This window comes from Streptomyces blastmyceticus, assembly GCF_039521185.1.
Taxonomy (GTDB): domain Bacteria; phylum Actinomycetota; class Actinomycetes; order Streptomycetales; family Streptomycetaceae; genus Streptomyces; species Streptomyces blastmyceticus.
On the sequence record NZ_BAAABW010000039.1, the window covers coordinates 249624 to 268303 of the forward strand.

Annotated in this window: 17 protein-coding genes and 1 pseudogene; 12 read left to right on the forward strand and 6 right to left on the reverse strand. The window is 73.8% G+C overall.

All coding sequences use genetic code 11. From position 1 onward, the window contains the following. Window positions 1–149 precede the first annotated feature (149 nt). Window positions 150–1067 (reverse strand): S1 family peptidase, encoded by a 918-nt coding sequence (locus tag ABD269_RS33215; RefSeq protein ID WP_344124017.1) that lies wholly within the window; start codon window positions 1065–1067, stop codon window positions 150–152. A 238-nt stretch (window positions 1068–1305) separates the two neighbouring features. Here ABD269_RS33215 and ABD269_RS33220 point away from each other — a divergent pair, with 238 nt between their 5' ends. Continuing rightward, window positions 1306–2115, forward strand: coding sequence for an AfsR/SARP family transcriptional regulator (locus ABD269_RS33220; RefSeq protein ID WP_301888494.1), 810 nt, complete (start codon window positions 1306–1308; stop codon window positions 2113–2115). Between the two features lie 169 nt (window positions 2116–2284). Here the strand turns inward: ABD269_RS33220 and ABD269_RS33225 are convergent. Both ABD269_RS33225 and ABD269_RS33230 read right to left on the reverse strand, forming a co-directional pair. Next, a pseudogene (locus ABD269_RS33225) lies at window positions 2285–2848 on the reverse strand (DedA family protein); the annotation flags it as partial. Further along, on the reverse strand, window positions 2752–3579 hold the full coding sequence (locus ABD269_RS33230; RefSeq protein ID WP_344124019.1) for a class I SAM-dependent methyltransferase: 828 nt from the start codon (window positions 3577–3579) through the stop codon (window positions 2752–2754). The pseudogene ABD269_RS33225 and the gene ABD269_RS33230, both read right to left, overlap by 97 nt. A 132-nt stretch (window positions 3580–3711) precedes the next feature. Between ABD269_RS33230 and ABD269_RS33235 the strand changes: the two genes are divergently transcribed. The 11 genes from ABD269_RS33235 (at window position 3712) to ABD269_RS33285 (ending at window position 14367) form a co-directional block, all read left to right on the forward strand. Further along, window positions 3712–4848 carry a sensor histidine kinase gene (locus ABD269_RS33235; protein ID WP_344124022.1) on the forward strand — a complete coding sequence of 379 codons (1137 nt, stop codon included), beginning with the start codon at window positions 3712–3714 and terminating at the stop codon, window positions 4846–4848. Then, the gene (locus ABD269_RS33240) at window positions 4845–5495 is read left to right on the forward strand and encodes a response regulator transcription factor (protein ID WP_344124024.1); all 651 of its coding nucleotides are present in this window, start codon (window positions 4845–4847) and stop codon (window positions 5493–5495) included. Before ABD269_RS33235 ends, ABD269_RS33240 begins: the two co-directional genes overlap by 4 nt. 122 nt (window positions 5496–5617) lie before the next feature. Then, window positions 5618–6031: a DurN family substrate-assisted peptide maturase gene (locus ABD269_RS33245; protein WP_301888489.1), complete on the forward strand. Its 414-nt coding sequence runs from the start codon at window positions 5618–5620 to the stop codon at window positions 6029–6031. Window positions 6032–6057: 26 nt separating this feature from the next. Next, the gene (locus tag ABD269_RS33250) at window positions 6058–6297 is read left to right on the forward strand and encodes a cinnamycin family lantibiotic (RefSeq protein ID WP_301888487.1); all 240 of its coding nucleotides are present in this window, start codon (window positions 6058–6060) and stop codon (window positions 6295–6297) included. Window positions 6298–6431: 134 nt separating this feature from the next. Then, window positions 6432–9659 carry a type 2 lanthipeptide synthetase LanM family protein gene (locus ABD269_RS33255; protein ID WP_344124025.1) on the forward strand — a complete coding sequence of 1076 codons (3228 nt, stop codon included), beginning with the start codon at window positions 6432–6434 and terminating at the stop codon, window positions 9657–9659. Window positions 9660–9700: 41 nt separating this feature from the next. Next, on the forward strand, window positions 9701–10603 hold the full coding sequence (locus ABD269_RS33260; protein ID WP_344124026.1) for a Nif11-like leader peptide family natural product precursor: 903 nt from the start codon (window positions 9701–9703) through the stop codon (window positions 10601–10603). A gap of 34 nt (window positions 10604–10637) precedes the next feature. Next, entirely contained in the window at window positions 10638–11612 is a 975-nt protein-coding gene (locus ABD269_RS33265; protein WP_344124027.1) for an ABC transporter ATP-binding protein, read from the forward strand. Continuing rightward, window positions 11612–12496: an ABC transporter permease gene (locus ABD269_RS33270; protein ID WP_344124028.1), complete on the forward strand. Its 885-nt coding sequence runs from the start codon at window positions 11612–11614 to the stop codon at window positions 12494–12496. The genes ABD269_RS33265 and ABD269_RS33270 overlap by 1 nt, the downstream gene beginning before the upstream one ends. Before the next feature lie 46 nt (window positions 12497–12542). Further along, a complete protein-coding gene (locus tag ABD269_RS33275; RefSeq protein WP_344124029.1) occupies window positions 12543–13586 on the forward strand; it encodes a CinY protein in 1044 nt (347 codons plus the stop codon). Between the two features lie 131 nt (window positions 13587–13717). Then, on the forward strand, window positions 13718–13984 hold the full coding sequence (locus tag ABD269_RS33280) for a hypothetical protein (RefSeq protein ID WP_301888475.1): 267 nt from the start codon (window positions 13718–13720) through the stop codon (window positions 13982–13984). Continuing rightward, complete coding sequence (locus ABD269_RS33285; RefSeq protein WP_344124031.1) at window positions 13981–14367, forward strand: hypothetical protein; 387 nt, start codon at window positions 13981–13983, stop codon at window positions 14365–14367. The genes ABD269_RS33280 and ABD269_RS33285 overlap by 4 nt, the downstream gene beginning before the upstream one ends. Before the next feature lie 26 nt (window positions 14368–14393). Here the strand turns inward: ABD269_RS33285 and ABD269_RS33290 are convergent, their stop codons facing one another. The 3 genes from ABD269_RS33290 to ABD269_RS33300 are packed head-to-tail and all read right to left on the reverse strand — an operon-like array spanning window position 14394 to window position 18670. Next, window positions 14394–15701 (reverse strand): NtaA/DmoA family FMN-dependent monooxygenase, encoded by a 1308-nt coding sequence (locus ABD269_RS33290; RefSeq protein WP_344124033.1) that lies wholly within the window; start codon window positions 15699–15701, stop codon window positions 14394–14396. Then, window positions 15698–16732, reverse strand: a complete 1035-nt coding sequence (locus ABD269_RS33295; RefSeq protein ID WP_344124035.1) for an LLM class flavin-dependent oxidoreductase — start codon at window positions 16730–16732, stop codon at window positions 15698–15700. Before ABD269_RS33295 ends, ABD269_RS33290 begins: the two co-directional genes overlap by 4 nt. Window positions 16733–16777: 45 nt before the next feature. Continuing rightward, entirely contained in the window at window positions 16778–18670 is a 1893-nt protein-coding gene (locus ABD269_RS33300) for an FAD/NAD(P)-binding protein (RefSeq protein ID WP_344124037.1), read from the reverse strand. Window positions 18671–18680: the final 10 nt, after the last annotated feature.

The following is an 18680-nucleotide window of genomic DNA, read 5'->3' on the forward strand; positions in this document are numbered from 1 at the left end:
GTGTCACATCCCACGGTAGGCCCGTACCGGACCAAGGTCGAGCCCCCGGCCCGGGGGTCCGGGCCGGGGGCTCCTGTGCTGCTGGCCGCGAGGCTTGGGGAAGGGGTCGGTGCTCGCTCACGGTCAGGGGATCGGGAGGGCCGGGCGGATCAGAAGACGCTCACGCCGTAGGCCTTGAGTGCGGGGCCGACCGGCTGGAAGAAGGTCGTGCCGCCGGAGGTGCAGTTGCCGCTGCCGCCCGAGGTCAGGCCGAGGGCCGTGGAGCCCGCGAAGAGGGAGCCGCCGCTGTCGCCGGGCTCGGCGCACACGTTGGTCTGGATCAGACCGCGGACGATCTGGCCGTTGCCGTAGTTCACGGTCGCGTTCAGGCCGGTGACCTTGCCGCCGTGCACATGGGTCGTGGAGCCGCTGCGCTGCACGGACTGACCGACGGACGCGTTGCCCGCGGCGGTGATGCGCTGGGTGCTGCCGTTGTAGAGGTCGACGGCGCTGGGGTGGGCGACGGAGCCGTTGGTGTACTGCACGATGCCGTAGTCGTTGCCCGGGAAGCTGGTGCCGGTGGTCGGGCCGATGCTCGTGCGGTGCCCGGCGTCGGTGTAGTACGGGGGCTTGCCCTGGGTGCAGTGGCCCGCGGTCAGGAAGTAGTAGGTGTTGCCCTTGCGGACGTTGAACCCCACGGAGCAGCGCCAGGACGGCGCGTAGATGGCGTCGCCGCCCGCGAGGTACTTGGTGATCTTGCCAGGGGTGCGCTCGACCCGTATCGCGTCCGCGTTCGGGCCGGCCTGCTGTCTGATCTTGGCTATCGAGGCGGCGGAGACGGTGGAGTCGGCGGTGACGACGACGGTGCCGCTGCTGCTGTCGGTGACCCATGCGGTGCCCGCGACGTCCGCCGACTGCACGGCCGCGCTCGCGGCGGACAGCTGGGCGGCGGTGGCGACGGTGGCGCTCCGGTCGGAGGCGTGGGCGTGGCCGGCGACGAGCGCGGTGGCGGCGAGGAGGCCGGTGGCGACGGCGATTCGGCGGGTGCGGCGGGTGGGGGTGTGGGGGGTGGTGCGCTTGATCCTCACGTTGTCTTCCTCCCGTGGGGGGTCTGGTGAGGCGCAGCCAATCGGGCACGGCCATTCCGCTTTCGACGTGCCCCTGACAAGCGCTTCCGGCGAGTATTCGGGGATCGCGCCGCGCCGCGCAAGAGCATCTTTCGGACGACCTACCACCAACTACCCCTTGAACTCCGGCAGTTGTTCTTATTCCTTGCTGCTCCTGGGTAGTTGAAGGCTTTCGGCATTACGTCCCGGAAGGAGGCAGATGGACGGCGATGGCTGTTTCTGCGTGCTGGGGCCGTTACGAGTGACGGCCGACGGGCAGACGGTTTCCATTCCCGCGGGGAAGCAACGCGCATTGCTCGCCACGCTCTTGGTGAACGCGAACGAAGTCGTCCCGGTCGGCGAGCTGGTCGACCGATTATGGTGCGAAGACCTGCCGGACCGGCCCCGGCGCGCCCTGCACACCCTGCTGACCCGACTGCGCCGGAGCCTGGACGGGACCGGCGCGGGGCTGGGCCGGCACATCCGTACCACCCCGGGCGGCTACACGATCGAGATCGCCCCGCACCACCTCGACCACATGCGCTTCGCCGAGCTCACCCGCCGCGCCCAGGCCGCGGCCGACCGCGGCGACACGGGCGCGGAGGCCGGTCTGCTGACCGAGGCGCTGGCCCTGTGGCACGGCGAGCCGCTCGCCGACATCGAGTCCGACTGCGTACGCCGCGATGCCACGCCCCAGCTCCTGGAGGGCTGGTTCAAGGCGAGCGAGCGCTACCACGACGTGTGCCTGTCCCTCGGGCGGCACCACGAGATCGTCGGCGAGCTGCGCACGCTGACCGTCAAGTACCCGTTCCAGGAGCATCGCTGGAGCCAGCTGATGATCGCGCTGCATCGCTGCGGCCGCACCGGTGAGGCGCTGGAGGCGTACGCCGCCGTGAGCCACGCCTTCCGCGACCAGCTGGGGGTGGAGCCGGGCGAGCGGCTGCGGCGACTGCATGTCGCGCTTCTGCGGGACGAAGCGGAGCCCGTTCCACGGGGGCCGATGGAGCGGTACGGGCATCAGGCCTGCTGACCTCCTCCGGCTCTTCGCCCTCCCCTCCCTTCCCGGTCCACCGCGCCCGGGCCACGGCCACGAGCAGCACCGCGCCCACCACGGCCCCGGCCGCGAGCAGCGCGCCGCCCACGCCGTGCAGCGGCGCCGCCATCCGGCGGAGGGAGGCGGCGCCCGCGTAGCCCGCTCCGGACTCCGCGCACGCCCACGCCGTGCCCGCCACGGCGCTGTAGGGGGCCAGGCGGCGGTAGGGCAGCCCGGCCGCGCCGGCGGCGTGCGGGGCGAGGCCCCGCACCACCGGCACGAAGCGGCAGAGCAGCAGGGCCGGGCCGCCCCGCCGCCGGACGGCGGCGCAGGCCCGGTCCCAGGCCGGGGCCGGGATCCTGCGGCCGAGCCGGCCGGTGCGCAGCCCGTCGCCGAGGCGCCGCCCCGTGCCGTGGGCCACGAGGTCCCCGACGACGGCGCCGGCGGCCGCGCCGCCGATGACGGCCGGCAGCGCCAGGGCACCGGAGTGCGCGAGGCCGCCCGCGACCAGCAGCAGCCCGAGCGTGGGCACGAAGGGCGCAAGCAGCAGGACCGACTCCACCGCCACCAGGCCGCCGATCACCGCGTACGCGGCCGCCGGGGGCACGTCCGCCAGCAGTCCGGCGGGCAGCGTCACCACCGGGGCGCCGACCGCTCCGCGGGCTCCCGCGCGCCGGCCGGTCCGTACAGCACGTTCTCCTCGCCGAAGGCCCCCCGGGGCACCGCGCACCGCTCGGGCGAGCGCAGATGGTGGACCCTGGCGGGCGGCAGGTTGCGCCATACGACGCGGTGGCCGCCGCCGCTGCCGTACCGGGCGGAGAACTCGGCGAGGACGGCGGCGACCGCGCGGTGCCTGGCGGTCTCGGCGCGGCTGCTGACCAGGGTCCGGGTCGCCTGGGTGCCGAGGTAGCCGAAGTAGGTCAGGTGCCCGCCGGGCACCAGCGCGGTCAGATAGCGCTCCAGCAGCGAACGGACCAGATCCGGCTCGAAGTTGGTGAACGGCAGACAGGAGACGATCATGTCGTAGCCGTGCTCGGCCAGCGGCAGCTCGGTGATCGACTGGGGGACGATCCGGATCCGCTCGGACGCGGCGGCCATGACCGGGTCCGAGCGCAGGGCCGCCAGCAGTAACCGGACGAACCGGGGGTTGACCTCGACGGCCTCCAGCCGGTCCCCCGGCCCCAGCCGTCCGGCCAGCACCCGGGTGACCGTGCCGGTCCCGGCGCCCACTTCCAGGACGCGCACCGGACCACGGGTGCCGGACGCCGGGAGCGGGGCGGCGAGACCGGCCCCGAGCCTGCTGCTGCTGGGCGCGATCGCTCCCGTGGTGCGCATGGTGCGGGAGGCCTCGCGGAGGAAGGGGCGGAGGGCGAGGGCGCCGGACTTCCGTCCGGGCGGGGGCGGTTCGGCCGCGGCGGAGGCGGGGGCCGTGGGCGCGCTCTGGGTGTGGTTGCCGTTCATGGCAGTGACGCTAGGCAGCGGCGGGGCCCGCACCATCGGCATTCCTGCGATGTTCACCCCCTACGAAAGTAGGGGCCCGTGATCGACAACTGTCCCGGGTGGCAGGGGCACTTGCCCGCCTAGGATGTCCGGATGAGCAAGTCGGCGGGCCGGATCTGGCCGTGGTGGGCGGAGGTGCCGCTGGTCGGCGTCGTCGCCTGGGGAACGGTCCAGGAGGCGTACGTGGCGGCCGGCGGCACGCTGGCCAGCCCGCGCGTGGCACTGGCCGCGGCGCTCGGCCTGTCGGTCGCGCTGCGCTACCGGTGGCCCGCGCTCGCCGCGGCCTGCGCGGTCGCAGGGGCGGTCGCGCTCGGATCGGACTACCCGCTGCTGGTCGTGGTCTTCCAGCTCGCCTCCCGCGGCCGGCTCGCCCTCGGGGCGGTGTGCGTGGCCGCCGCGATGGCCGGCAGCGCGATCGTCCATCCGCAGCAGAACCTGTGGGTGACCCGCTCCTACGGGCCGCTCGCGGTGCTCCTGTTCGCCCTCGTACTCGGGCTGTGGGCCGGCGGCCGGCGCAGGCTGGTCGCCTCGCTCGCCGAGCAGGTCGACCACCTGCGGGTGGAGCGCGAACTGCGCGCGGAGACGGCACGGTTGGAGGAGCGCACCCGGATCGCCGCGGAGATGCACGACGTCCTCGCGCACCGGCTGACCGTCATCGCCCTGCACACCGGCGCCCTCCAGCGGCGCGGCGCGGCCCTGCCCGGGCCGGTGGCCGACCGCATCGGCCTGCTGCGCACCGCCTCGACGGACGCCCTGGACGATCTGCGGGACGTCCTGGGCGCGCTGCGCCGGCACGGCCCCGCCGGGGAGGCGGGCCCCCGGGAGCCGGGCCTGCGGGCGCTGTCGACGCTGCTGGACGAGGCGCGGGCGGCCGGGCAGGAGGTCGACGCGGCCGTCGAGGGCGACGCGGACGCCGTGCCGGCCAGCCACCGCCTCGCCATCCACCGCCTGGTCCAGGAGGCGCTGACCAACGCGCGCAAGCACGCCTCGGGAGCCCGGGTGCGGGTGGAGGTGTGCTACGGCCCGCCGGAGTCCACCGTCGCGGTCCGCAACCCGGGCGGCGAGCGGTCCGAGACCGCGGCGACGGGGTCGGGCTACGGCCTGGTGGGGCTGGCCGAGCGGGTCGACGCGCTGGGCGGCCGGCTGGAGTTCGGGCCCACGGGCGCGGGCGGCTGGGCGGTCACGGCCGGGCTCCCGCAGGACGGACGACGGACCGAGGGGGCGGCATGATCCGCACGATGATCGTGGACGACGACAGCCTGGTGCGCCTGGCGCTCGTGGACATCCTGGACGACGCGCCCGGCATCACCGTCGCGGCCCAGGCGTCCGACGGGGCCGAGGCGGTGGCGCGCGCCGGGACGCAGGGCCTGGACGTCGTCCTGATGGACGTCCGCATGCCCCGCATGGACGGCATCGAGGCCACCGCGCGGCTGCTCGCCCTGCCCGACCCGCCCAAGGTCGTGATGCTGACGACCTTCGACCTGGACCAGTACGTCTACGACGCGCTCGCCGCCGGGGCCGTCGGCTTCCTGCTCAAGGACAGCGACCCCGCGGAGATCGTCCGGGCCGTCGAGGTCGTCGCGGACGGCCAGGCCATGCTGCACCCCTCCGCCGCGCGGCGGCTGATAGAGCACTGCCACCGCACGGGCCGCGGCAGGACCTCCGCGGCCCGCTCGCGCCTGGACCGGCTGACGCCGCGGGAGACCGAGGTGCTGGTGCTCCTCGCGGGCGGCGCGTCCAACGCCGAGATCGCCTCGGGGCTCGGCATGCGGGAGAGCACGGTCAAGGCCCACGTCAGCCGCATCCTGGCCGCCCTGGAGGTCGGCAACCGGGTGCAGGCCGCGCTGTTCGCCCGCGACGCCGGGCTCACCGGCTGAAAGAGCCGTGAAAGCGCGGTGAAAGCGGCGCGAAGGCGCCGCGAAACCCTTGTGTGACCACCCTGCAAGTGCCCCCGCCTAACGTCGTGCCACCGGGACGTCGAACGGAGTTGGGGTGGTCCATGAAGAGCGCGAAGGAAGAGACGATCTACCCGGGAGTCGACACCATCCGGCGCATTCAGGAGCTGGTGGTCCTGTGCGCGCTGCTGCCGCCCGACGGCAGGCTGCGCGAGGTGCTGGACAAGGCGCTCGCCCTGCACGAGGAGCCCTTGCTCGCGCGGACCACCCGGCCGACCGGGCTGCATCCGTTCGAGGTCAAGTCCTGGCTCGAATCCCTGTGGATCCGGGAGGACCTCTCCGCCGCGGAGAGGGAGCTGGTCGCCTGGCAGAACGACAACGACAACATGGGCGCGGCCCTGCGTGAACTGCAGGACGCCGAGGAGCGGACCGGCCTCGTGCTGATCGCCCAGAAACTGGAGAAGGACCTGCACCACCTGAACGCCGGGCAGGGCCGGGCGGACCAGCCGTCAGCGTGATCTCTACTCACACCGAGGAGAACATCATGACCACAACCATGCTCCGCCAGGCCGTGGTGGACGCGGAGTTCCGCGCCGCCGTGCTCGCCGACCCGGCCGCGTTCGGGCTGTCGGCCGAGTCCCTGCCCGCCGCGGTCGAGGACTTCGACCAGGAGTCGCTGGACTTCTGGACCGAGGGCGCCGCGACGATGGACGCCGCCGCCTGCAGCACCACCTGCAGCTCCGGCCCGCTGACCATCCTGTGCGACGGCTCCACCAAGCAGTAGCCGGTCCGTCGCTCCGGTGACCCGGGGCCTTCGGCCCCGTGATTTTCCGGCGGTGCGGTGGGGCGGCACGTCCGCCCCACCGCACCGCGCCGCGCCCCTCCCCGGCTCCCTCTGCCTTCAGGAGTACTCGCCGCATGGTCACTGCCGCATATCCGCTGGACCTCGCCGCCCGGGCCTGCAATCTCACCGAGCGCGTACGGGTGGTGGCCGCGTCCGGCCCGCCGGCCGGGGCGGCCCCGCCCGGCGGGCCGGACGCGTTCGACACCTGGCGGATCGGGCGGCTCGCCGGGAAGCTGGCGGACAAGTTCCTCCAGGAGTCGCGCCACCGGTCGGTGCCGCCGCGGTACTCCAAGGACGAACTCGTCGCGGTCCTGACCGCCTACCGCCGCCACGAACTCGACCCGTCGGGCGCGCCGGACGGCGTGCGCGAACTGCTCGCCACGCTCCACTCCTCCTGGCTGCCCGCCTACCGGGCGGCCCTCGACGGCCTCGGCACCGGCCCGGGCGACGACGGGTTCTGGCGCGAGCCCGAGGTGTACTACGGCCGGCTGGGCATCGCGTGCGCGCCGTTCCTCACCGAGCTGGGCCGGCGGCTGCGCGCGGCGCGCGCAGCCCTCCCCGAGCGCGACCGGGCCCTGCTGGGCGACCGGCTCGTGACGGACTTCCAGCAGCATCTGCTGAACCGCTTCGACATGGCGCTGGCGTGGGCCGTGGAGGCGGACGCCAAGGTCCACTGCGAGCTGAAGGGCATCGACAGCGCCACGGCCACGCGCGAGGAGTATCTCGCCTATCTGGACGCGACGTTCGACGGCCGCGCGGCGTACCACGACTTCTATCTGAGATACCCGGTGCTCGGGCGCTGGCTGGCCCGGGTGACGGCGCTGCTGGGGGCGTACGGCGAGGAGGTGTCCGGCCGTCTCGCCGCCGACGCCGGCCGGATCTCCGGGGCGTTCTTCGGCCGCCGGATCACCGCGTTCACCTCGTTCGAGCCGGGCGGCGGCGACTACCACGCGGGAGGGCGCAGCGTCGCCCGGGTGGGGGTGACGCTCGACGACGGCTCCGCCGCGACGTTCTGCTACAAACCGCGCAGCGTCCGGGCCGAGGCGGGTCTGCAGGAGCTGCTCGGCTCCCTCGCGGCCGACGGGGTGCTCGGCTTCGCCACCCGCCCGGTGCTCCCGATGGACGGATACGGCTACGAGGCGCTGATCCCCTCCGGGCGCAACGAGGTCGCGACGGCGGGCGAAGCGGCCGATGTCTACCGCGAGTTGGGCGGATACCTCGGCATCTTCTATGTGCTGGGCGGCAGCGACCTCCACCACGAGAACATCATGGTCGCCGACGGGCACGCCTTCGTCTGCGACGCCGAGACCGTCCTCGGGGTCACCCCCAGGGGCCAGGGGCAGCCCGACGGCACACTGATCGACTCCGTGTTCAAGACGGGACTGCTCGAACGCCCCCGCGACGCCGCCCTGTCCGACGGCCCGGACGCCATGCGGATCAGCGGCTACGGCGGCGGCGAGGAGTACGAGATACCGATGCCGGTGCCCCGGATCGGCGGCGACCGGCTCAGCTTCCGGGCGTCCGTGGGCCACGTCACCGGCGTCCGGGTACCGGCCGACCCCGCCAACCGGGTATTCCTGGACGGGGAGCTGGTGCGGCCCGAGGACCACGCCGCCGCCGTCACCGAGGGCTTCGAGCGCGTCTACGCGTGGTTCCAGCGGCGCCCCGAGGAGGCGGCCCGCCGGGTGGCGGGGGCCTTCGGGGAGGTCCCGGTGCGCTTCGTGAACTGGAGCACCCAGATCTACCAGCAGTTCCTGGTCGCGGCCCGGCACCCGAAGTGCCTGTCCGAGCCGCTGGAGATCGACCTGCTGGCCGACACCGTGCGCACCTTCCCCCGCACCTGGGACCACGACAACGTTCTGGCGGAGCGCGAGAGCCGGTCCCTGTGGCAGCTGGACATCCCCTTGTTCTCCGCGCGGGCCCGGGGCACCCGCCTCGTCCACGACCACACCGACGAGCTGTCCTCCCCGCTCGAACTCTCCCCGCTCGACCAGGCGATCGCGCGCATCGGCCGGCTCACCGACGACAACCGGGTGCAGCAGACGCACTACATCACCGCGAGTCTGGTCGCCGACGGGGTGGCCGGCGAGTCCTTCGTCCGCGCGGCGACGGACTACGCGGCCAGGATCGGCGACCGGCTCCACGGGGAGCTGCGCGCGCCCGGCGCCGCCTCGCCGTGGACCTCCTACGAACTGGCCGACGGCGCCGTGACCGCGGTCGACATCGAGGCGGACCTCTACCTCGGCACCGCGGGCATCGCCCTCTTCCTGGCCTATCTGCACGACGCGGTGCCCCGCGAGGAGTTCCGGGCGGCCGCCGAACGGGCCGCCGAGCACGCGGTCACCCACCGCCACCGCGCGCGCCCGGGGGCGTTCGGCGGCATCGGCGGCACCATCTACCTCCTGACCCACCTGCATCACCTGTGGAAGGACGAGCGCCTCCTCGACCAGGCGGTGCGGCTGACCGGCGAGCTGCCCGCGCTGATCGAGGAGGACCGGCACCTCGACGTCTTCCAGGGGGCCGCAGGTCTCATCCCCGTCCTCCTCGGCCTCGCGGACGCCACCGGCGGGCACGGCGTCGAGCTCGCACACCACTGCGCCGACCACGTGCTGCGGCACGCCGAGGCCGACGGCGACACCTTGAGCTGGCGGCCCTTCCCCGCCGGGATCGCGCACGCGAACCTCACCGGGTTCGCGCACGGCGCGGGCGGCATCGGCTGGGCCCTGATCACCCTGGGCCGGCGCACCGGCCGCGAGGACTGCGTGGCCGCCGGGCTCAAGGCGTTCGCGTACGAGTCCCGGCACTTCGACGGCGCCGAGCAGGACTGGTACGACCTGCGGACGGGCTCCGGAGGGGTGTCCCGCAGCGGCCGGCACTACGCGAACGCCTGGTGCAACGGTGCGGCGGGCATCGGGCTGAGCCGGATCGCGAGCTGGGCGGCGCTCGGCGGCACCGACGACACCGTGCTGCGGGACGCCTACCGGGCGCTGAAGGCCACGATCCGCAATTTCCCGCGGCTGCGGAACCACACCCTGTGCCACGGCAGGTCGGGCAACGCCGAACTGCTCCTGCGGATGGCCGCGCTCCGCGGCGACCCGACCTTCCGGATGGAGGCGAACGTCCAAGTGCAGGCCCTGTGGCGCGACTTCGACAGCACCCGGGACGGGGCGGCGGACGGCAGCGCCAACTTCTTCCCCGGGCTGATGCTGGGGATCTCCGGGTTCGGCATGCACTGCCTGCGGCTCGCGGCACCGGAACGCGTCCCCTCCGTCCTGCTTCTCGACCCGCCGGCCACCCCCTGACCGCCCCTCGTCACCGGAGCAGAGAGAAAGAGAGAGCCCGCATGTCCGTCGAATCCTGCACGGAGTTCCTCCTGTCGACCCGGGACCCGGGGGACCTGGCGCAGCAGCTGAAGGCGATGACGGGGCTGGAGGAGATCGTGCTGCTCGGCCGGCGCAACGGATACTCCTTCAGCGCCAAGGAGCTGATGGCGGCGTCGGCCTCCCTGGCGGACGGCGCGCCCGCGCCCGCGCGGCCCGGCCCGCCCCCGGCCGACACCTCCTTCCTCCACTACGAGTACCGGATCGCCGACCTGCCGGGCTTCGAGCCGGTCGCCGCGGAGCTCCCCCGGCTGAAGATCCGGCCGCCCTCGGTGGACCTCGCGGAACTCGCCGCGGACTTCCGGGAGGAGGACATGTGGTCCACCTCCCTCTCGCCCGCGGACCCCCGCTTCCGCGCCTGGTACCGCAAGGCCACGGCGGAGCCCGCGCGGCTCAACGGCTCGGGCCTGCCCGTCAACCGCGGCTTCCACCTCGTCAACCTCGACGAGCACGTGGCGCACCCGGGCTACGGGGACTACCTGGCCGCCAAGAACCGGGTCGTCACGGCCCTGGAGCGCGTCTTCGGCGGCGAGGTGCGGTTCTCCGGCTCGCTGTGGTACCCGCCGTCCGGCTACCGGCTGTGGCACACCAATGAGGACCAGCCCGGCTGGCGGATGTACGTCATCGACACCGACCGGCCGTTCGGCGATCCCGCGCAGTCCTCGTTCTTCCGCTATATGAACCCGCGGACCCAGGAGGTGGTCACGCTCCCCGAGAGCCCCCGCACCGTCCGCTTCTTCAGGATCGAGCAGGACCCGGAGAAGCTGTTCTGGCACTGCATCGTCAACCCCACGGACCGCCACCGCTGGAGCTTCGGATTCGCCGTCCCCGACGACTGGATGCACCGCCTGCGACTGCCCGCTTGACGGAACCGATCCGCGAACGAAGTGAGGAGAACAGGTGCCGGCAGGATCCGCACCGCCCGCCGTCCACGCGCGCGGGGTGACCAAGACGTACGGGGACGTGCAGGCCGTGCGCGGGATCGACCTGACCGTGGCCCAGGGCGAGACCTTCGGCTTCCTCGGCCCGAACGGCGCGGGCAAGACCACCACGATCGCGATGCTGTGCACCCTGGCCGCGCCCAGCGCCGGGCGCATCGAGATAGCCGGCCACGACACCCGCGGCGCCCCGCACGAGGTGCGCCGCGCCATCGGGCTGGTCTTCCAGGAGAGCACGCTCGACGGCGAGTTGACCGCGGCGGAGAACCTGCGCTTCCACGCCGACCTCTACGCCCTGCCCACGGCCACGCTCCCGGCGCGCGTCGACGCCATGCTGGGCCTCGTCGGGCTGACCGAGCGCCGCGACAGCCTGGTGCGCACGTTCTCCGGCGGGATGCGGCGCAGGCTGGAGATCGCCCGCGGGCTGCTGCACCAGCCCCGGCTGCTGTTCCTCGACGAGCCCACCCTCGGGCTCGACCCGCAGACCCGGGCGCACGTGTGGACGTACCTCTCGGAGATCCGGGCGCGCGAGGAGACCACGATCTTCCTCACCACCCACTATCTCGAAGAGGCCGAGAGCTGCGACCGGATCGCCATCATCGACGGCGGCCGGATCGTGGCCGAGGGCACACCGGCCGAGCTGAAGTCCGTGGTCGGCGCCGACCGGATCGAGCTGCGCACCGAGGACGACACGGCTGCGGCGCGGGCGCTGCGGGAGCGCTTCGGCCTGGAGGCGACGGCGTTCCAGGGCGGCCTGCGGGTCCGGGCCGAGGACGGGGCCCGGGCGGTGCCGGCCCTGTGCTCGGGGCTCGGCGTCCTCGTCCACGAGGTCACCGTCATCCGGCCCACCCTGGACGACGTGTTCTTCCACCACACCGGTCGCGGCCTTCGCGACGACGCGTCGCCCCCGGGCGCCGACCCGGCAGGAGAGCACTGATGACCCATGCCACGACCGGCCGCGACGTCCGCCGCCCGGAGCCCGCCGCCGCGGCGGAGCCCGGCCGCCGCGCCCGCCGCCTCGCCGCCGAACTGCGCGCGGGCCGCATGGTCTGGCGCCGGGAGATGAAGCACTTCTGGCGGGACCTGCCGAGGGTGGCGGCCTCCCTGGTCCAGCCGATGCTGTTCCTCTACATCCTGGGCATCGGCCTCGCCCGCCTCGTCGCCGGCTCCAACACCTCGGACGACTACCTGCTGTTCCTCTTCCCCGGCGTGCTGGTGATGTCCATCCAGCAGCCCGCGGTCGCGGTCGGCTCCTCGATCGTCTGGGACCGGCAGAGCGGCTTCCTGCGGGAGATGCTCGTGGCCCCGGTCGCGCGGATCACTCTGCTGATCGGCAAGTGCCTGGGCGGTGCCACCGTCTCCACCTGCCAGGCCCTGGTGGTCCTGGCCAGTGCCGGGCTGGCCGGAGTGCCGTACCGCATCGACCTGTTCGCGGCCCTGCTGGCCGAACTGCTGCTGGTCTCCTTGTCGATGACCGTCCTGGCGGCGGCGCTCGCCGTCGGCGTCCGGCGGGTGCAGACCTTCAACGTGGTGCTCACGGCCCTGTTCCTGCCGCTGACGTTCCTGTCCGGAATGATGTTCCCGGTGAGCGCGATGCCGGGCTGGATGGCGGCTCTCTCCCTGGTCGACCCGCTGACGTACGCGGTCGACGGCATGCGGCAGACGGTGATGGCCTTCCACCACGGACCCACCGCCGACTACTTCGACCACGTCACCTGGGGCGGCTGGCAGGTCCCGGCGGGCGTGTCGCTGGCCGTGGTGGCCCTCACCACCCTCGTGGGGCTGCTCCTGGCGGGCCGCTGCTTCCGCCGGACCGACTGAGCGCCGCCCCGGCCCCAACCATCCGACAATCCCGAGGAGTTCATCCATGGCAGACAACTCGACGGCGGCGCGGCGGCCGGGCCGGCTGGTCGCGGCGGTGGGGCTCGCGGCCTCCGCCCTGCTGGTCGCCCCGGCCGGCTCCGCCCACGCCTTCGGCACGTACGGCACCCTGGGCCAGAACCACGAGCACGAGCGGATCACCCGCGCCGCTCTGGCCTGCGCCCCCGGCGCCTCCTCCGACGGGAGCTGCTTCGAGCCCACGTCGCTGGCCCAGCTCGCCGGGGACAACGCGCAGCTCATCAGCGGCAAGGGCCTCGGGGCCGTCGGCGCCCCGGACCGGACCCAGCTGGAGCAGGCGGGCGCGCACTGCGACAACGCCGACTATCTCGACCCCAAGTACAACGGCGGCAAGGCCTACCCCCAGAGCCGCGACGCCGCCACCAAGGCGCTGCGGACGTGCATCGCCTATCTTCAGCAGCGCTTCCAGGACGCCCCGGGCACGGCCGGCGCCCTCGTGGACGGCGGCGGGGCGGTCCGGCCCGACCAGGTCGGGCTCGCCTCGGACTGCGACTTCGTCCAGAGCTCCTCGGAGCGGCGCGCCAAGTGCAGGACGATCCTCGCCTTCGGCAACGCCCTGCACGGCGTGCAGGACTTCTACGCGCACAGCAACTGGACCGACCGGCCCGACGGCGGCCGGCCGGTGGGCCCGCACAATCCGCCCGGGCTGAACCGCACCGCGCCGTCCCCGCTGTTCGACCTGACGGCGGCCGCCCCGCCCGCGCCCGCCGAGGTGCCCACCGACCTGTCGACGGGCTGCTTCTACCTGCTGGGCAGCTGCGACGGCCGGATCAAGCACTCCGACGACATGAACAAGGACAACGGCCTGATCGACCCGGCCACGGGCGCCGCCTCCGCGCCCACCACCCCGCGCGGCAAGGTGTCGGACAATTTCAGCCACGCGGTCCAGGGCGCCGTCACCGAGACGCGCCGCCAGTGGCACGACCTCCGGCAGCTGCTGGAGAAGCAGCCCCACGGCAAACAGCTCGTCTGCGCCCTGACCCACGACGACCCGGTGGGCGACTGCGCGTGAGGGACCGCGGGCCTGATGGCCCGATGGACCACCCCCGGCCCGGGCCGCGAACGCTCCGCGCCCGGGGAGGGGGCTCGCGGTCACACGGCCGGGTGACGCCCAGGACGTATACATCGTCGTATACTCCAGTCATGTCTGATGCCATGATCCGAGTCCCGGCCGAGGTACGTGATCGCCTCGCGGTCATCGCCGAGTCCCGCGGGACCTCGATCCGCTCCCTGGTGCAGGAGTTCGCGGAGACCACGCTCACCGATGAGGAGCGCCACGAGCGGGCGGAGCAGACCCGCGCCTATCTGGCCGAGCACTTCGGCGTGGAGGTGACGGACGAGGAGAGCGCCGCGATGGGACGCAAGCTCCGCGACGCTCTCGCGCAGCGGCAGCGGGATGTCGCCGCGTGATCCAGCACCATCTCGTCCTCGACACCCCCGCGCTGCTCGCCCTTTCCGGGAACCGGCAGGTCTCCGCACTCGTGCACCGCGCCCATTTCGAGCCCGAGACGCGGCTGTGGGCACCGGTCCTGTCGATTCTCGAGGCCGATCTGGAACTTCTGGGGATCGCCGAGCACATCGGCCGGCTCGACGTCATCCATACCGTCGGCTTCGACTACCCGGCACTATTGATGGTCGCCCGACTGCGCAGGGACGGTGTCGCCCCGGGAATCGCGGCCGCCATCCACGCCGTGGGCCACCTCCCGGACCGGGGCGCCGACGCACTGATCGCCACGGTCGAGCCGAAGGCGTACGCGGGGCACGGAGTGCCCTTCCTCGACCTCAACCGCTGACGGCCACGCGCCGACGCTCACAGCCGTCAGCCCTTCTCTTCGGGCAGCGGGAGCCCCAGATGGTCGCGGAGCGTCGGGCCCGTGTACTCCGTACGGAACGCGCCGCGCTCCTGGAGCAGCGGTACGACGCGCTCGACGAAGTCGTCGAGCCCGCCCGGGGTCAGGTGCGGGATGAGGATGAAGCCGTCGGCGGCGCCCGTCGTGACGGACTCGTCCAGCTGCGCGGCGACCGCCTCCGGGGTGCCGATGAAGGACTGCCGGCCGGAGGTCTCGATCACGGTCTGCCGGATGGAGAGCCCCTTCGCCTCGGCGACCGCGCGCCAGCGGGCGGCCACGGCGAAGGGGTCGCCGATCTTGACCCGGCCCTGGGCGAGCTCGGCGCCGGGGTCGGGGTCGATGTCGGGGAGCGGTCCGTCGGGGTCGTAGGCGGAGAGGTCGCGGCCCCAGACCTGTTCCAGGGTGAGCAGCGCGGTCTGCGGGGAGACCTGCTGTTTGCGGATCTCGGCGGCCTTCTCCTGGGCCTCGGCGGCGGTGTCGCCGAGGACGACGGTCACACCGGGCATGATCTTGAGGTCGTCGGGGGCGCGGCCGTACGCGGCGAGCCTGCCCTTGACGTCGGCGTGGAAGGCGCGGCCCGCCTCCAGGGTGCCGTGCCGGGTGAAGATGACGTCGGCGGCTGCCGCGGCGAACTCGCGGCCCTCGCCGGAGTCGCCGGCCTGGATGACGACGGGGTGCCCCTGCGGGGCGCGCGCCACGTCGAACTCCCCCGAGATGGCGAAGTGTTCGCCCGCGTGGGCGAAGGGGCGGGGGACGCCGTCGGGCGTCCAGGAGTCCCAGAGTTCGCGGGCGGTGGCGACGAACTCCGCGGCGCGGGTGTAGCGGTCGGCCCGGTCGAGGTAGCCGCCGCGCCGGAAGTTCTCGCCGGTGAAGGCGTCGGAGGAGGTGACGACGTTCCAGGCGGCGCGCCCGCCGCTGAGGTGGTCCAGGGAGGCGAGGCGGCGGGCGAGTTCGTAGGGCTCGTTGAAGGTGGCGTTGACGGTGGCGGCCAGGCCGATCCGGTCGGTGACGGCGGCCAGGGCGCTGAGCACGGTGAGGGACTCGGGGCGGCCGACGACGTCGAGGTCGTGGATCAGCCCCTTGTGCTCCCTCAGCCGCAGCCCTTCGGCGAGGAAGAAGAAGTCGAAGAGGCCGCGCTCGGCGGTGCGCGCGAGGTGGACGAAGGAGGCGAAGTCGATCTGGCTGCCCGAGCCCGGATCGGTCCAGACGGTGGTGCTGTTGACGCCGGGGAAGTGGGCGGCGAGGTGCATCTGCCTGCGCCGCGTGCGGCTGGTCATGCGGTCTCCCTCGCGGTGGCGTAGCGGTTGGCGGGGCGGGGCAGGCACAGGTGCTCGCGGAGCGTGCCGCCCGGGTAGAAGGAGCGCAGCAGTCCGCGGTGCTGGAGCACGGGGACGGTCCCGTCGACGAGCAGCGGGAGGTCCCGGTCGGGGTTCTCCGGCCGGAAGTGGAAGCCGTCGACGACACGGTCCGCGTACCAGGCCCCGGCCAGGTCGGCGAGGGCCACGGCGTCGGCCGCGGCGTAGAGCGCGACGGGCAGGGAGGCGAGGACGACGATCCGGCCGGGGTCCCGGCCGAACGCGCGGGCGCGCCGGTGCAGTTCGTCGCGGACGCCGCGGACCGCGCCCGGGTTCGCGGTGTCCTTGACCCGTACGTAGGCGATGTCCGCGCGGCGGGCGGCTGTGGTGCGGGGCAGGGGGTCGGTGGCGTCGACGGCGATGACGGGGTGGCCCTGCGGGGGCCGGGGGACGATGGAGGGGCCGCGGACGCTGAAGGCGGTGCCTTCGTAGTCGACGTAGTGGAGCTTGTCGCGGTCGACGAAGCGGCCGGTGGCCACGTCGCGGATCTCGGCGTCGTCCTCCCAGCTGTCCCAGAGCCGGGTGACGACGTCGGCGACCTCGTCGGCCTCCTGCCACAGTTCGGGGGCGGGCGCGGCGGCCTTGCGGCCGAAGTGGCGGGCGTCGGCCTCGCCGGTGGAGACGTCGACGGTCCAGCCGGCCCGGCCGCCGCTGACCCAGTCGAGGGTGGAGACGGCCGAGGAGACGTGGAAGGGCTCGGTGTGGGTGGTGGTGACCGTCGGCACCAGTCCGATCCGCTCGGTGACGGGCGCGATCCGGGCGAGCACGGCGAGGGCGTCGAGGCGGCGCTCCCCCCGCCGGGGCGGGCCGAGGGTGTCGCCGAGGGTGACGAAGTCGAGCTTGCCGTGCTCGGCGAGGCGTGCGGTGCGGGCGTACGGCTCGGCGTCGCGGGCGTCGGGCCGGTCGAGGGCGACGGCCAGGTGGAGCGGCCGGGTGGGCACGAGTGGGGACATGGGGTTCCCTGGGGTGTGAGGAACGTGTCGGTGGCGGGTGTGCGGTCAGGCTCCGGCCGGGAGGTGCTCCCGCGCGCCGTGCGGGAGCAGTTCCCGTACGGCGGCGAGCGCGGCCCGTGCCGTGGCGTCGTTCTGCCGGAACGCGGGGCCGTTGGTGCGCGGCCGGGTGAAGGCGCCGCTCGCGCGGGCGTCGGTGTGCGGGCCGAGGGCGAAGCGCCGTGGGTGCGGGCGGCCGTCCCGGTCGAGGATCCGGCCGTCGTCGGGGCTGACGGCGAGCAGCCCGGCGGGGGTCACGGTGACCTCGCGGGCCAGGCCGCGCAGCAGCCGGTCGCCCGAGCGGGCGACCGAGGGCGGGGGCAGCCGCGCCTCGACGAGGACCCGCGCCTCGGTCACCGCGCCGGGCACGCCGGGGCTGTGGGCGCGGAAGGTCCCGCGCCCGGGGTCGGCGGTGAACTCGGCGTCCGCGCCGAGGAAGCGCACGCATCCGGCCCGGGAGAGGGCGAGGAGCTGCCGCAGCCGGGGGCCGGGCGGCCCGGAGGCGAGGTAGTTGAAGAAGCCGTGCCACCAGGTGCCGATGTCGCCGAGGTCCAGGAGTTGGCCGTAGGCGGAGAGCAGGCCGAGGAAGACGGCCAGGTCGGAGCTGTGCCGGGGGTCTTCGCGGCGGGCGAGGTCGGCCGCGATGTGGGCCCGGATGCCGTCCTGGAGCGACTCGGCGCAGGGGTGGCGCAGCCCGGCCAGCGGGTGGTCGAGGGCGGCCAGGTCGAGCCGGTCGGCGGGGTCGGGCACCGACGCGGAGACGAGCGCGTCGAGTTCGGCGCTGCCGGGGTCGCACAGGGCGTATTTGGCCTCGAAGTCGGCCCAGGCGACGCGGGTGCGCTCCGGGTGCGCGGTGAACAGCCGGTGGTAGTGGGCGAACCCCAGCTCCTTCTCGACCAGGGGCCAGATGTCGCGGCGGAAGTCCGGCGGCCCGGGGCGGCGGCGCAGCTCCTCGACCTCGGCGGGGCCCAGGAAGCGGGGCAGCGGCGGCTGTTCGCCCCGCAAGGGGTAGTCGATCTTCGAGCGGTACGGGACGCCGCGCCGCGATCCGACGTGCAGGACGGGCTCCCGCCCGGAGGGGTGGTAGGTGAGCGTGCCGGTGCCGTCGTCGGTGTAGGTGCCGCCGCGGCCCTCGGTGACCAGCACCATGAGGTCGACGAAGGCGAGCCCGAAGCCGCGGACGAGGACGTCCTCGCCGGGGCGCAGCCCGTCGAGGTCGCTGTCGGCGGTGAACTCGGGCGGAAGGTAGGTGAGTTCATGCCGGGCTGCGAAGTCGGCGAGCGCGGCCTGTTCGGCGTCGGGGGCGGCGGGGAGGTGGCCGAGGGCGAGCACGACGAGGTCGGCGGTCAGGGGTTCGGCCCGTCCCTCCAGCCATACGCGCTGGCGTCCGTCGCGGGGTCCGGAGAGCCGTAAGGCGCGCCGGCGGTGCTCGTGGACGACGACACCGGCCGGCAGGCCGGCCACGGCCCGTCCGTACACCCAGCCAAGATAGGCGCTCTGGAGCCGCCTGCTGGGGAAGGTGCGGTCGGTCAACTCACGGGCTTCGCCGACTGTTTCGGGGTCGAGTCCGGGTATGACGCCGTCGGCGGCGAGGGCGGCCCACTCGGCGAGCGAGGGTCCGGGCCGTACGGGGCCGCGCTGTCGCACGGTGTCGTCGGTGTACATCGTGACGTCCTCGGCCATGGAGTTCATCCACAGCAGCGGCGACTGGTCGCGCCGCCAGACCCGGCCGCCGCCGGGCGGGTGCGGGTCGACGAGGTGCAGGTCGAGGCGGGCGCCCGCGAGGAGTTCGGGGGCGTTGGCGGCGATCCGTTCGACCAGGCCGGTGCCACGGGGTCCCGCGCCGACGATGACGAGGGAGGGGACGGGTGGGGCGATGGGGGTATCCGGGTGCGCGGACATGCGAAGGCTC

Bases quoted from the DNA above. Each gene is read 5' to 3' on its own strand.
- ABD269_RS33220 (WP_301888494.1), top strand. From the start codon at position 1,306: ATGGACGGCGATGGCTGTTTCTGCGTGCTGGGGCCGTTACGAGTGACG.
- ABD269_RS33230 (WP_344124019.1), bottom strand. From the start codon at position 3,579: ATGAACGGCAACCACACCCAGAGCGCGCCCACGGCCCCCGCCTCCGCC.
- ABD269_RS33235 (WP_344124022.1), top strand. From the start codon at position 3,712: ATGAGCAAGTCGGCGGGCCGGATCTGGCCGTGGTGGGCGGAGGTGCCG.
- ABD269_RS33240 (WP_344124024.1), top strand. From the start codon at position 4,845: ATGATCCGCACGATGATCGTGGACGACGACAGCCTGGTGCGCCTGGCG.
- ABD269_RS33245 (WP_301888489.1), top strand. From the start codon at position 5,618: ATGAAGAGCGCGAAGGAAGAGACGATCTACCCGGGAGTCGACACCATC.
- ABD269_RS33250 (WP_301888487.1), top strand. From the start codon at position 6,058: ATGACCACAACCATGCTCCGCCAGGCCGTGGTGGACGCGGAGTTCCGC.
- ABD269_RS33255 (WP_344124025.1), top strand. From the start codon at position 6,432: ATGGTCACTGCCGCATATCCGCTGGACCTCGCCGCCCGGGCCTGCAAT.
- ABD269_RS33260 (WP_344124026.1), top strand. From the start codon at position 9,701: ATGTCCGTCGAATCCTGCACGGAGTTCCTCCTGTCGACCCGGGACCCG.
- ABD269_RS33270 (WP_344124028.1), top strand. From the start codon at position 11,612: ATGACCCATGCCACGACCGGCCGCGACGTCCGCCGCCCGGAGCCCGCC.
- ABD269_RS33275 (WP_344124029.1), top strand. From the start codon at position 12,543: ATGGCAGACAACTCGACGGCGGCGCGGCGGCCGGGCCGGCTGGTCGCG.
- ABD269_RS33280 (WP_301888475.1), top strand. From the start codon at position 13,718: ATGTCTGATGCCATGATCCGAGTCCCGGCCGAGGTACGTGATCGCCTC.
- ABD269_RS33290 (WP_344124033.1), bottom strand. From the start codon at position 15,701: ATGACCAGCCGCACGCGGCGCAGGCAGATGCACCTCGCCGCCCACTTC.
- ABD269_RS33295 (WP_344124035.1), bottom strand. From the start codon at position 16,732: ATGTCCCCACTCGTGCCCACCCGGCCGCTCCACCTGGCCGTCGCCCTC.
- ABD269_RS33300 (WP_344124037.1), bottom strand. From the start codon at position 18,670: ATGTCCGCGCACCCGGATACCCCCATCGCCCCACCCGTCCCCTCCCTC.